This window comes from Iodidimonas sp. SYSU 1G8 (assembly GCF_039655775.1).
Lineage (GTDB): Bacteria > Pseudomonadota > Alphaproteobacteria > SMXS01 > SMXS01 > RI-34.
The window spans coordinates 247460-260315 of sequence record NZ_JBBYXJ010000002.1; the positions used below are offsets into that span (position 1 = coordinate 247460).

A 12856-nucleotide genomic window follows, 5' to 3' on the forward strand; every position below is an offset into this window, starting at 1 on the left:
AAAAACTGTGAGCTTTACTGGCTTGCGATCCGGTTACGACCCCAAAACGCATCGATCTTCGTAGAGGAAGATGAACTATGCAGCGATGTCAGGGGGAAGATGGTGGGCGCAGCAAGGTTCGAACTTGCGACCCCTACGATGTCAACGTAGTGCTCTACCACTGAGCTATGCGCCCCCGGGTCGGCGCGGACTATAAGCAAAAAGCCTGACGGTGCAAGGGTTCTGTTACAGCCATCGCGGTGAAATTCGCATCGGTTGCCCGGCGGACAAAAAGCGTCATAATTACCGACCGTCGTGTCTTGCCGGAGGCACGCCCCTCAGCCGGATGACAGACCGATGACCCCGAGCGAACCCGCCCTGAAAACCCTGGACGCCGCGCCGGACACCGCGCTTCCGGCCTGCGTCGTCGCCGAACCGGCGCGGCAGACCCTGCCGCTGGTGTTTTCCTCGCCGCACAGCGGCCGCCACTATCCGGCCGATTTCATCGCCGCCTCGCAGCTCGATCCGCACACCCTGCGCGCGTCCGAAGACGCGTATGTGGACGAGCTGTTCGCGGCCGCGCCCGGCCATGGCGCGCCGCTGTTGCAGGCCGTCTACGCCCGCGCCTATCTGGACGTGAACCGCGAGGCGTGGGAGCTGGACCCGGACATGTTCGATGGCCCGCTGCCCGACTTCGTCAACGCCCGATCGGGCCGCGTCGCGGCCGGGCTGGGCACCATCGCCCGCGTCGTCGCCAGCGGCACCGCCATCTACCGCGACCGCCTGCCGTTCACCGAGGCGGAACGGCGTGTGGCCATGGTCTACACCCCCTATCACCAGACGCTGAGCCGCCTGCTCGAGCGCACGCGGGACCAGTTCGGCTGCGCCGTGCTGATCGACTGCCATTCCATGCCATCCAGCGGCGCCAGCTGGGGCGACATGCCGCTGAAGACCGGCGGCCCCGCGCCCGACTTCATCCTCGGCGACCGCTATGGCCGAAGCTGCAGCATGGAAGTGGTGGCCGCCGCCCAGGAGGCGCTGAGCGGGGAAGGCTACCGCGTGGTGCGCAACGATCCCTATTCCGGCGGCTACAACACCCGCCATTACGGCGTGCCGCGCGAGGGGCGCCACGCGCTGCAGATCGAGATCAGCCGCGCGCTGTACATGGACGAGACGACCATGGGCCGTGCCGACGGCTTCGACCGGCTGCGCGACGCCATCGGCGTGCTGATCAATGCGCTGTCGCGCCTGCCGCTGGACGTGCTTCGCCCGCTCTGAAGACAAGAAAAAGGGGCCGCGCAGGCCCCTTTCCCATCGGATGATCTCAGCCGGTCACTTCGGCGCCATGCGCAGCGCGCCGTCGAGACGGATGGTCTCGCCATTGACCATGGGATTGTCGCAGATGAACAGCACGGTCTTGGCATATTCGGACGGATCGCCCAGACGCGAGGGGAACGGCACGGTGGCGCCCAGCGAATCCTGGACGGCCTGCGGCAGGCCCTTCAGCATCGGGGTGATGAACAGGCCCGGCGCGATGGTGCAGCAGCGCACGCCGTCGCGTGACAGGTCGCGGGCCACGGTCAGGGTCATGGACACCACGCCGCCCTTGGACGAGGCATAGGCGACCTGGCCGATCTGGCCCTCGAACGCGGCGACGGAGGCGGTGTTGACGATCACGCCGCGCTCGCCATCGGTCAGCGGCTCCATCTGGGTCATGCGCGCGGCCGCCAGGCGGATGCAGTTGAACGTGCCGATCAGGTTGATGTTGATGACCTTGGTATAGACGGCCAGCGAATGGGGCTCGCCCTTGGCGACGGTCTTGCCCGCGTCGGCCACGCCGGCGCAGTTGATCAGGATGCGGGCGTCCTGGCCGTGCGCGGCCTTGCCCTTGTCGAGACCGGCGATGACGCTTTCCTCGCTGGTCACGTCGACCTTGGCGAAGACGGCGCCGATTTCCTTGGCGGCGGCTTCACCGGCGGCTTCGTTCACGTCGAAAATGGTGACCTTGGCGCCCTTGGCGATCAGCGCTTCGGCGGTCGCGCGGCCCAGACCAGACGCGCCGCCGGTGATGATGGCGGCAACCCCGTTCACATCCATTCTCTCATCCTCTTTTTTTGATTGGGTATCGGTGCGGAAGGCGATTTAGCACAGGGTGCGGGCGGAGTCGAGGCGCGGGGCGGCCGCTATTCCGCCGCTTTCGGGGCCGTTGCCGCCGCCTTGCGCTGGCGTGCCTCGCGCCGGGCGATATAGACCGTGCTGGCCAGGATCAGGCCGGCGCCCGCCCAGGTCAGCGCGTCGGGGGTTTCGTCGAACAGCATCACGCCCAGCAGGGTGACGAACACGAGGCGCAGGAAATCCATGGGCAGCACCGCGCCCGCGTCGGCCAGGGTGAGCGCCCGGGTCAGGAAGGTCTGCGCCGTGGTCGACAGCACGCCGATCACCGCCAGCACGCCGAAATTGTGCCAGGTCATGGGCTGCCAGTGGTTCAGCGCCAGCAGCAGTCCGATGGGCAGGCAGAGGGTGTTGCCATAGAAGATGATGGTGGGCGTGGACTCCGTGGCCGACAGCTTCTTGACGCACAGAAGAGCGCTCGCCATGCCCAGCGCGCCCACCAGCGCCGCCAGGATGCCCAGATGCACTTCCTGGAAACCCGGCCGTACCACCAGCAACATGCCGGCGAAACCGATCAGCAGCGCGACGACGCGCCGCTGGTGCAGCGTCTCGCCCAGCAGCAGCGCCGCGCCCAGCGTGGCGAACAGCGGCGCGGAATAGTTGATCGCCATGCCCTGCGCCAGCGGCACGTGGGCGATGGAATAGAAGATGCCGACCATGGCCGTCAGACTGCACAGGCTGCGCAGCGTGTGCAGCGGCAGCCGCCGCGTGCGCAGCGACCCGATGCCAGTGCGCATCAGCAGCGGCAGCAGCACCACCGCCCCCAGGAACGAGCGCCAGAACACCATGTAGATCGGGTGCATGGTCTCCGACCCCACGCGCAGCGCCGCCCACAGCAGCGAGATGGTCGCGCTGGCGCAGATCATGAACACAACGGCCTGCGCCGTGCGGGAAAGACGGGCGAATGTCGGCATGGGCGGAGGTTAGGGGGAACAAGCGATACTGGAAAGCGGAAGCTTGTGTTAAAGCGATTTGTGCCCGTTGCAGCTGTTAAGCGATAAACCTCTCCATTCCATTAGCTGTAGATGGCCCGTCCAAGTGCTCTGCCATTCTATCGCAAAGTTTATCAGCGGTATTTCATACGATCGAGGTCGGCGAGGAAATCAACTTGCTCTTTGTAACGGTGCATAGTCGTGATCACCGTGAGCATCGTGAGCCACATATTGTGGAAGAAGGTCGAAAAGGTCTCTTCGTCATCTACGGTCGCAAGGTGATGCACCTGCCGTGACCGGGCGCTATAGGCTTTCCTGAAATTAGCCACTATGTGCTGGCGTTCATCGACATCTTTGGCAATTAGAAATGCAATTCGGTCGCCGACGCTAGCTTGAATGGGTTCGTTGGAGTCGCGCAACAGCAGGTGCTCCGCAGCCGACATAGCGTAGACTAACCTATCACGTTGGTCGTGGGATGCGATTCCCCGTGAATATGCTGAAACGGCCGTCTTTACCCGACGCTCGAAGCCAGTGAGATCGCGCCCTGAGAAGAAAGCCGCGCAGCGGTGAAATCCTGCCTTCATCAGTTCGTCGAGCTCGGCGATCGTCAGCTTCCACTGAAATATGCCGATGTTCAGCAATCCCGTCGAGATGGTCCCTAGTTCCCCACTGCGCATTTCAATGACGGTCGTGGATGGCATGTATTCGCAGCCGTGGGGTAGGCATGGAAAAACGATGTTCCAAGTTGCCCCTGCGGGCGACATAAGTCGGAGTACGTCGGCCATGTCGAAGCCAATGTCGCGGGCCCGCTCGCGAGCGTAGTCGAGGTCGCCGACGACATTAATCTGCACGCCAGTGAGGTGCCCATAGTTCCGTCTCAGCTCTGCCCTGGCGGCGAGCATAGCGTTCGCTCGGCTCGGACAGTTCTGGATTGCGGCGTCACCGAATCGTTCGAAGGGTAAGCCGTGCATCGGGGTGACGAGCACGTCTCCTAGCTGAAAGGGACTTTCAATCTCGATGTTTGCTAGAGGGATCAGAATGGAATGGCGTGCAACCGCAGCCTCGGCGACTTCTAGGAGGTGCCCCGATAGCGGTGTGTCGGTCTGGCCGCGTAGTGTCGACCGCCACCAGCGAAACGTTTCCTCCTCGATGAACGTCGACGATATTTTGGAAGCAAAGGGCTTGGTGCGCAGCACTTTCTCTGTCAGGCGGCGAAGTTGCATGTAGCCCTCTTCGCGCAGGGCAACGAGCCGACCGTCCTGAACGAAGTACCGACCGACCGTGCGGCCTGACAGATCGGTCCATGCCATCATAGGTTCACCGACAAGATCAGCCTCTGTAATCGTGGCGGCGGGTCGACGACGGCTGGGAAAGGGAGACATGGTGCTGGTTACGTTGCCAACCTGCCTTGCTGAGAGCAGATTCGTGCCGTCTCGATCCAACGCAGCCGCCGCGCCAGCGTGAAGTAAACTGCGGTCGAACAGCACTCCGTTTCTCGCCAGGTCCTCATTCATCTACTGTCTTCATTCGCTGCGTCTGTATATTGCGTTGCGCATCATTTCGGTACCATCGCTTCCAGAACCGCCATTGACCTTATATTTAGCGGCGCATCTAGTGCTCTCGGGCTAAAAACCATTTACCGCGAGAAATTTCTAAGTTGTGTCAATGGAAGGGTGTAGCGCTAATCCTCGCCTTTTTTCATTCTTACGACTAGAATAAAGCCTCGCACCCACGGCAAAAATCTTCGTTGCCGCCTGCAACGTACTGCCTAACGGTTTTTGGTGGCACTCCGGCATTTAAAATCAACCCTATTCACGCTGCGTTCTCCCCGATTTGCGCCGCCGCCTCACTCCCTGTATAAGCCGCGCCATTCCGGACCTTTTCGGGCCAGGGTGGAGCGGATGCGCGGGTATTTCGGGATCGGGGTCGAGAGCGGCGACAAGTCTGGCAATCTGGGCAACCTGATGCGCACCGCGCATGGGTTCGGCGCCAGTTTCCTGTTCACGGTCGGGCGCGACTACAACAAGGACGACACCTTCTCCGACACCAGCCGCACCGACAAGGAAGTGCCGCTCTATGCCTTCGAGTCCGTCGATACCATCATGCTGCCGGCCCGCTGCGTGCTGGTCGGCGTCGAGCTGACCGAGGACGCGGTGGATCTACCCAGTTTCGCGCATCCGCGCCAGGCGGCCTATGTGCTGGGGCGCGAGCGCGGGTCGCTGACGCCCGAGATGCTGGCGCGCTGCGCCCATGTCATCCGCATCCCGACCAGCTTCTGCCTGAACCAGGCGACGGCGGGCGCGGTGGTGATGTATGACCGCATGCGCATGCTGGGCCGCTGGCCGGCGCGGCCGGTCACCATGCTCGGCGAGCCGGAACCATTGCTTGAGCATCGCTATGGCGAGCCTATCTCACGTCTGAAACCTCAGGCCAAACAGTAAGCAGGAATCGGTTGTCGTGGAAAAGAACGGCGGCATTTCGTATGGTATGTGCATGAAAACCATGTTGTTCGTGGCGGGCCTGCTGGCCGCCGTCGCCCTGCCCGCCGCCGCCGCGCAGCCCAAGCTGCTCGGCACCTTCCAGCAATGGGACGCCTTTTCGTCGGGCCAGGGCAAGGCGATGGTCTGCTATGCCATTACCGTGCCCACCCATGCCAAGCCGGTCGATGTGGGCCACGGCGCCGTCTACATGATGGTCTCGCACAAGCCCGCCAAACAGATCCGCGACGAGGTGCGCTTCGGCTTCGGCTATGCGCTCAAGCCGGGATCGGATGTGGTGGCCTCCATCGCCTCCATGAAGGAAACCCTGTTCGTGTCGGGCAACGATGCCTGGGCCTATGACGCCAAGGGCGATGCGCGCATCGTCGCGGCCATGAAGGGCGGCCAGAGCATGATGGTCAAGGCGCTGTCGGCCAAGGGCAACAACACGGCGTATGAATATCCCCTTTCCGGGTTCAGCGCGGCCTATAGCGCCGCCGCCAACGCCTGTGGTGTGAAATGAACATGATGCAGAAAGCCCCGGCGGTCGCCGCCAGCGGCAAGATCAACCTCTCCGGCCTGACGCGTGACGAACTGCGCGACGTGCTGCTCGGCCTCGGCGTGCCCGAGAAGCAGGCCCGCATGCGCGTGCAGCAGCTGTGGCACTGGCTCTACAATCGCGGCGCCACTGAATTCGACATGATGACCAACGTGTCGAAGGAGATGCGCGCCCTGCTCGCCGAGCATTGCGACATCCGGCGGCCCGAGGTCAGCGTGTCGCTGCTGTCCGAGGACGGCACCCGCAAATGGCTGGTGCGGCTCGATGACGGCAACGAGGTCGAGGCCGTGTTCATTCCCGAGGACGATCGCGGCACCCTGTGCGTGTCGTCCCAGGTGGGCTGCACCCTGACCTGCAAGTTCTGCCATACCGGCACCCAGAAACTGGTGCGCAACCTGACCGCGGCCGAGATCGTCGGCCAGGTGCTGATCGCGCGCGACGCGCTGGGGGAATGGCCCAGCCCGGCAGATGGCCGCCTGTTGTCCAACATCGTGCTGATGGGCATGGGCGAGCCGCTCTACAATTTCGACAACGTCAAGGCGGCCATGAAGATCGTCATGGACCCGGAAGGCATTTCCCTGTCCAAGCGGCGCATCACCCTGTCCACCTCGGGCGTGGTGCCCATGATGGGCCGCTGCGGCGAGGAGATCGGCGTCAACCTGGCCGTGTCGCTCCATGCGGTGCGCAACGAGACGCGCGACCGGATCATGCCCATCAACAACAAATACCCGCTGGAAGAGCTGCTGACCGCCTGCGCCAATTATCACGGTGTATCCAACGCGCGGCGCATCACCTTCGAATACGCCATGCTCAAGGGCGTCAACGACAGCTTGGACGACGCGCGCGAGCTGGTGCGGCTGCTGAAGAAGTACGACATCCCGGCCAAGGTGAACCTGATCCCGTTCAACCCGTGGCCCGGCACCGCCTTCGAGTGCTCGGACTGGGACACGATCCATGCGTTCTCGGAATATGTCTTCAACGAGGGCATTTCCGCGCCGATCCGCATGCCGCGCGGGCGCGACATCATGGCCGCCTGCGGGCAGCTGAAATCCGCGTCCGAGAAGGTCCGCAAGGTCGACCTTCCGAAGGCCGCGCCGGAAACCATCCCAGAAAACACCCCCATGCCCTGAGGAGACGCCGGCGATGCTTCCACTGAAACTCCTGCTGGGCAGGCTGATCAAGGAAGGAACGCTGACCGTCACCGACGTGAAAGGCCATGTGCATGCGTTCGGCGGCACACCGGGGCCTGCCGTGGCTATTCGCCTGCACGATGCCCGTCTGCCTTGGCGCATGCTGCGCAAACCCGAGCTGACGGTGGGCGAGGCCTATATGGACGGCACGCTGACCATCGAGAGCGGCGACATCCTGGATTTTCTCAATCTGGTCGCCATCAACGCCAAGCGCGCCACCGACAACACCTCGCTGCGCATCGGCGACAGCCGGCTGAAGCACGCCTGGGCGCGGGCCAATTCGGAACGGCGCGCGCGGCGCAACGTGGCCCATCACTACGAGTTCAAGACCGCTTTCTACGACCTGTTCCTCGACGCGAACCGGCAATATTCCTGCGGTTATTTCCGCAGCCCTGACGACAGCCTCGACCAGGCGCAGCGCAACAAGCTCGATCACATCGCCGGCAAGCTGCGGCTAAAGCCCCATCACCGGGTGCTGGACATCGGCTGCGGCTGGGGCACGCTGGCGCGTCATCTCAACGCGGTTTCGGGCGCCAAGGTGGTCGGCATCACCCTGTCCGAGGAACAGTGCCGCGCCGCCAAGGAGATGGCCGCCGCCGAGGGCAAGTCCGACGTGCTGGACTTCCGGGTCGAGGATTACCGCAAGATCGCCGGGCCGTTCGACAGGATCGTCTCGGTGGGCATGTTCGAGCATGTGGGCCTGCACCACTACGACACCTATTTCCGCCGCATCAACGAACTGCTGACGCCGGACGGCGTCGCCATGGTCCACACCATCGGCCGCTCGGACGGGCCGGGCGGCACCGACGACTGGACCGAGAAGTACATTTTCCCCGGCGGCTATTCGCCGGCCCTGTCGCAGATCATGCCGGCGGTGGAACGCTCGGGCCTGTTCATCAGCGACATCGAGGTCTGGCGCCAGCATTACGGCCGCACCACCGAACACTGGTACCGACGCTTCCAGCAGAACCGCGACAGGATCAGGGAGATGTATGACGAACGCTTCTGCCGGATGTTCGAATTCTTCCTGGCCGGCTGCGTGGGCGGATTCGATCATGGCGGTCTGGTTGTCTACCAGATGCAGTTCGGCAAGCGGGTGGATTCGGTGCCGCTGACGCGGGACTACCTCTATGGCCGCGCCTAGCGGCGCGCCAGACTCTCGAACAGGGCGAGCTGGCCCTGCGTGGTCGCGTCCCAGCTGAAGCCTTCCGCATAGGCCCGGGTCGCCGCGCGCTCCGGCGGTGCATCCAGCAGACGCCGCACGCCGGCCGCGATGGCGGCGGCGGACCGCTCCGGAATCAGCACGCCCGCCTCGGGCGCGGTCACCACCTCGGCGGTGCCCCACACATCGGTGGCCGCGACCGGCGTGCCACAGGCCATGGCCTCCAGCAGCACGTTGGCCCAGCCTTCACGGCTCGAGGCCAGCACCAGCGCGTCCGCCGCGCTGTAGAGCGACGGCAGGTCGGCCTGGGCCACCTGTCCCAGCAGTCGCACCCGGCCGCCCAGGCCCAGCGCGGCGATCCGCCGCTCCAGCGCCCGCCGTTCCTCGCCTTCGCCCGCGATCAGCAGCGAGGTGTCCGGCAGGTCGGCCAGCGCGTCGATGATCAGATGGTGGCCCTTGCGCTCCACCAGCCCGCCGACGGACACCAGCGCGCGCCCCTTGGCGCCCCAGCGCGCGCGGGCGGCGTCACGGTCCATGGGGCGGAACCGGATCAGGTCGACGCCGTTGCGCAGGGTGCGGATCTTGTCCGGCGCGATGCCCATGTCGAGCAGGGGCTGCTGCAAGGCGTCGCACACCGTGATCAGGGCATCGGCCTCCCGCGCCGCGCGCACGATCTGCCGGCGCGGGATGGCGAAGCGGGGGATCAGGTTCAGGTCCGTGCCGCGCGCGGTGACGCAGACCGGCAGCCCCAGCTCGCCGGCGATCGCCACCGCGGCGACCCCGTCCGGATAGAAATAATGCGCGTCGATCAGGTCGATCCGCCGGTCCTTGACCAGCTTGGCGACCAGCGAGCGCACGTCCCGCGCCATCAGACTCGGCGCCACCGACATGCCGATCCTGGGAATGGTTCTGTAGCGGGGATGGAAGATTTCGATGCCGTGCCTTCGCTCGTGGCCCGGAACGCGGGCATAGGCGCCCCACGCGCCGAAGCGGGGCGAGGCGAACGGAAACCACGGCACCGGCGCCACCACGGTCAGCCTGACCTTGCCGCTTTCGGCCAGCCGGCGCAGCCGGTTCTCGACGAAGATGCCGTGCACCGGCTGGACGGCGTTGGGATAAAGCGTGGTGAAGCTGAGAACGTTGATCATGCGCTAGCGCCAAGGCTGGCATCGTGCCGCAGGAAACCCTGGAACATCAGCAGCAGCCAAAGCGCCCGGGAATGATCTCGGCCGCCGCTCTGGTGCTCGTCCAGCAGCCGTTCCACCCGCGCCGGATCGACGAAACCGGACTGCGCCAGCAACGGGCCGGTCAGCGCCTCGCGCAGCCGCTGGCGCAGCGGTCCCCGGAACCACGGGCCGATGGGCATGGAAAAGCCCTGCTTGGGCCGGTACAGCAGATCGCGGGGCACGAACGGCTCCATGGCGCGCTTGAGCACCGCCTTCTTCTCGCCGCCGGCGATTTTCACCTCGGGCGGCAGGTTGACGCCCCATTCCAGTAGATGGTGATCGAGGAACGGCGCGCGCACTTCCAGCCCGTTCGCCATGCTCGCCCGGTCCACCTTCACCAGGATGTCGCCCGGCAGCCAGGTCTTGATGTCGGCGTATTGCGCCTGCGTCAGCGGGTCGGCGCCGGCGGCGGCCTGCCAGTGGGGGCGCAGCACCTCGACCGGGTGATACGCCGCCAGCGCCCCGCGCAGATCGCCGCCCAGCAGCGCGCGGCGTTCGCCGTCCGGCAGGGCCGAGACGCTGAGGAAGAAGGCGTCGAGGTCGTCGAGCGCCAGTTCCTGGAACGTGGTCCTGGCGCGCAACGGGCGCGGCGCCCAGTCGGCCTTGGGATAGATCCGGCCCAGCGTGCCGAACAGGCCGCGCCGCAGGGCGCGCGGCAGCCGGCGGCGCACGCTGGCCTCGCGCAGGTGCCACAGATAGCGGCGGTAGCCGGCGAACACCTCGTCGCCGCCGTCGCCGGACAGCGCGACGGTCACCTTCTCGCGCGCCAGGGCGCAGACCTGGAAGGTCGGCATGGCCGAGCTGTCGCCGAACGGTTCGTCATACAGCGCCGCCAGCCCGTCGATCAGGTCGAACGCATCGGGATCGACCATGCGCTCCGTGTGGTCGGTGCCATAGCGCTGCGCGACCTGGCGGGCATAGCCGGTCTCGTCATAGGCCTTGTCGCCGAAGCCGATGGCGAAGGTCTTCACCGGCGCGCTCGTCAGCCCGGCCATCTGCGCGACCACGGCGCTGGAATCGACGCCGCCGGACAGGAACGCGCCCAGTGGCACGTCGGCGATCAGCCGCCGCTCCACGGCCTCGCGCAGCCTTCCGGCCAGCTCGGCCGCGCCGCCCGTGCGCGCCTCCAGCGGCAGCGTCCACCACGCTTCGACTCGCGGGCTGTCGCCGCGCCGCCAGATCAGGCGGTGTCCGGGCGCCAGCTTACGCACGGCACGGTAGATGCTCTTGGGCTCGGGCACATAGCCATAGGCGAAGAAATCCTCGACCGCCTCGGGGTCGATGACGCGGGGCAGCGCCGGATGGCAGGTCAGCGCCTTCAGCTCAGAGCCGAACAGGCACGAGCCGTCCGCCAGCGCCGCGTAATGCAGCGGCTTCTTCCCCAGCCGGTCACGGGCAAGGAACAGGGTCGCCTCGCGCGGGTCCCACAGGGCGAAGGCGAACATGCCGTCGAAGCGCTCGACGCAGGCCGGCCCCCATTGCTTCCACCCATGCAGGATCACTTCCGTGTCGCAATGGGTGCGGAAGCGATGGCCAAGTCCGGCAAGGGTCTCCATCAGCGCCGGAAAATTGTAGATCTCGCCATTGAATGCGACGGTCACACCGGTCTCGGCGTCGGTCATGGGCTGGGCGCCGCCGGCAAGGTCGAGGATGGACAGGCGCCGATGCCCCAGCCCGATGCCCGGGCCGACGAAAAGGCCGCTACCATCGGGTCCCCGATGGACCAGCGCGTCGGTCATGCGTTGCAGCAGGCCGCGGTCCACGTCCCGCTCCCCCGTGCCGTCGAAGATGCCCGCAAACCCGCACATAGACGTCTTTTCTATCAGGAATCAGGCTGTTAGCGGGCACAAAAAGCGCTTCTTGCCCCTTTACGCCTTTTCCCTATACTCCGCCGCCATCCGATCCCCCTGGAACACAGCATAATGTCGAAGAAAATCAACAAGGTCGTTCTCGCCTATTCCGGCGGTCTCGACACGTCCGTCATCCTGAAGTGGCTGCAGGTCACCTATGGCTGCGAAGTGGTGACCTTCACCGCCGATCTGGGCCAGGGCGACGAGCTCGAGCCGGCGCGCGCCAAGGCCGAGATGCTCGGCGTGAAGCAGATCTTCATCGAGGATCTGCGCGACGAATTCGTGCGCGACTACGTGTTCCCCATGTTCCGCGCCAACGCCGCCTACGAGGGCGTCTACCTGCTCGGCACCTCGATCGCCCGGCCGCTGATCGCCAAGCGCCAGATCGAGATCGCCCGCGAGGTCGGCGCCGACGCCGTCTGTCACGGCGCCACCGGCAAGGGCAACGACCAGGTCCGCTTCGAGCTGGGCTATTACGCGCTGCAGCCCGACATCAAGGTGATCGCGCCATGGCGCGAATGGGACCTCACCTCGCGCACCACGCTGATCAAGTTCGCCGAGGAAAACCAGATTCCGATTCCGAAGGACAAGCGCGGCGAGGCGCCGTTCTCGGTCGACGCGAACCTGCTGCACATCTCGGCCGAGGGCAAGGCGCTCGAGGACCCGTGGGCCGAGCCGGAAGAGTTCGTGTTCTCGCGCACGGTCGCGCCGGAAGACGCGCCGGACAGGCCGACCTATGTGGAAATCGATTTCGACAAGGGCGATCCCATCGCCATCGACGGCGTCAAGATGGGCCCGGCCGCGCTGCTGACGCGGCTGAACGAGCTGGGCGGCGCCAACGGCATCGGCCGTCTCGACCTGGTCGAGAACCGCTTCGTCGGCATGAAGAGCCGCGGCGTTTATGAAACGCCCGGCGGCACGATCCTGCACGCGGCGCACCGTGGCATCGAAAGCATCACTCTCGATCGCGGCGCGGCGCATCTGAAGGACGAGCTGATGCCGCGCTATGCCGAGCTGATCTACAACGGCTTCTGGTTCAGCCCGGAACGCCGCATGCTCCAGGCGTTGATCGACCAGAGCCAGGAAAAGGTCGCCGGCACCGTCCGTCTCAAGCTCTACAAGGGCAGCGTCACCGTGGTGGGCCGCAAGTCGCCGAACACGCTCTACTCGCTGCAGCACGTGACCTTCGAGGAAGACGCCGTCTACGACCAGCGCGACGCCGCCGGTTTCATCAAGCTGAACGCCCTGCGCCTGCGTCTCCTCGGCCAGCGGGACGCGCAGTAGGCCGCTCTGTTCCACAATCGTCATC

At 65.3% G+C, this 12856-nt stretch carries 11 protein-coding genes and 1 tRNA gene; 6 read left to right on the forward strand and 6 right to left on the reverse strand.

Annotation, left to right across the window (positions count from 1 at the left end; all coding sequences use genetic code 11):
* Positions 1-100 precede the first annotated feature (100 nt).
* Positions 101-175: transfer RNA gene (locus WJU17_RS12240), tRNA-Val, on the reverse strand.
* 161 nt (positions 176-336) lie between these two features.
* Between WJU17_RS12240 and WJU17_RS12245 the strand changes: the two genes are divergently transcribed.
* Positions 337-1257, forward strand: coding sequence for an N-formylglutamate amidohydrolase (locus tag WJU17_RS12245; protein ID WP_346327686.1), 921 nt, complete (start codon positions 337-339; stop codon positions 1255-1257).
* 54 nt (positions 1258-1311) lie between these two features.
* Here the strand turns inward: WJU17_RS12245 and WJU17_RS12250 are convergent, their stop codons facing one another.
* From WJU17_RS12250 to WJU17_RS12260, 3 genes are all read right to left on the reverse strand, one after another.
* Entirely contained in the window at positions 1312-2076 is a 765-nt protein-coding gene (locus WJU17_RS12250; protein WP_346327687.1) for an SDR family NAD(P)-dependent oxidoreductase, read from the reverse strand.
* Positions 2077-2162: 86 nt separating this feature from the next.
* Positions 2163-3065, reverse strand: coding sequence for a DMT family transporter (locus WJU17_RS12255; protein WP_346327688.1), 903 nt, complete (start codon positions 3063-3065; stop codon positions 2163-2165).
* A 152-nt stretch (positions 3066-3217) separates the two neighbouring features.
* A complete protein-coding gene (locus tag WJU17_RS12260) occupies positions 3218-4597 on the reverse strand; it encodes a hypothetical protein (protein WP_346327689.1) in 1380 nt (459 codons plus the stop codon).
* Positions 4598-4984: 387 nt separating this feature from the next.
* On the opposite strand from WJU17_RS12260, the gene WJU17_RS12265 reads away from it, so the two are divergent.
* From WJU17_RS12265 to WJU17_RS12280, 4 genes are read left to right on the forward strand one after another with little or no spacing between them, the layout of a single operon-like run.
* Entirely contained in the window at positions 4985-5524 is a 540-nt protein-coding gene (locus WJU17_RS12265) for an RNA methyltransferase (RefSeq protein WP_346327690.1), read from the forward strand.
* A gap of 52 nt (positions 5525-5576) precedes the next feature.
* Positions 5577-6083, forward strand: a complete 507-nt coding sequence (locus WJU17_RS12270) for an invasion associated locus B family protein (protein WP_346327691.1) — start codon at positions 5577-5579, stop codon at positions 6081-6083.
* Between the two features lie 5 nt (positions 6084-6088).
* Positions 6089-7249, forward strand: coding sequence for a 23S rRNA (adenine(2503)-C(2))-methyltransferase RlmN (gene rlmN / locus WJU17_RS12275; RefSeq protein ID WP_346328944.1), 1161 nt, complete (start codon positions 6089-6091; stop codon positions 7247-7249).
* Positions 7250-7262: 13 nt separating this feature from the next.
* Entirely contained in the window at positions 7263-8453 is a 1191-nt protein-coding gene (locus tag WJU17_RS12280) for a cyclopropane-fatty-acyl-phospholipid synthase family protein (RefSeq protein ID WP_346327692.1), read from the forward strand.
* Here the strand turns inward: WJU17_RS12280 and WJU17_RS12285 are convergent.
* Both WJU17_RS12285 and WJU17_RS12290 read right to left on the reverse strand, forming a co-directional pair.
* Positions 8450-9619 carry a glycosyltransferase family 4 protein gene (locus WJU17_RS12285; protein WP_346327693.1) on the reverse strand — a complete coding sequence of 390 codons (1170 nt, stop codon included), beginning with the start codon at positions 9617-9619 and terminating at the stop codon, positions 8450-8452. The genes WJU17_RS12280 and WJU17_RS12285 overlap by 4 nt on opposite strands.
* On the reverse strand, positions 9616-11505 hold the full coding sequence (locus tag WJU17_RS12290; RefSeq protein ID WP_346327694.1) for an XrtA/PEP-CTERM system amidotransferase: 1890 nt from the start codon (positions 11503-11505) through the stop codon (positions 9616-9618). Before WJU17_RS12290 ends, WJU17_RS12285 begins: the two co-directional genes overlap by 4 nt.
* A 114-nt stretch (positions 11506-11619) precedes the next feature.
* Between WJU17_RS12290 and WJU17_RS12295 the strand changes: the two genes are divergently transcribed.
* The gene (locus WJU17_RS12295; protein WP_346327695.1) at positions 11620-12831 is read left to right on the forward strand and encodes an argininosuccinate synthase; all 1212 of its coding nucleotides are present in this window, start codon (positions 11620-11622) and stop codon (positions 12829-12831) included.
* Positions 12832-12856: the final 25 nt, after the last annotated feature.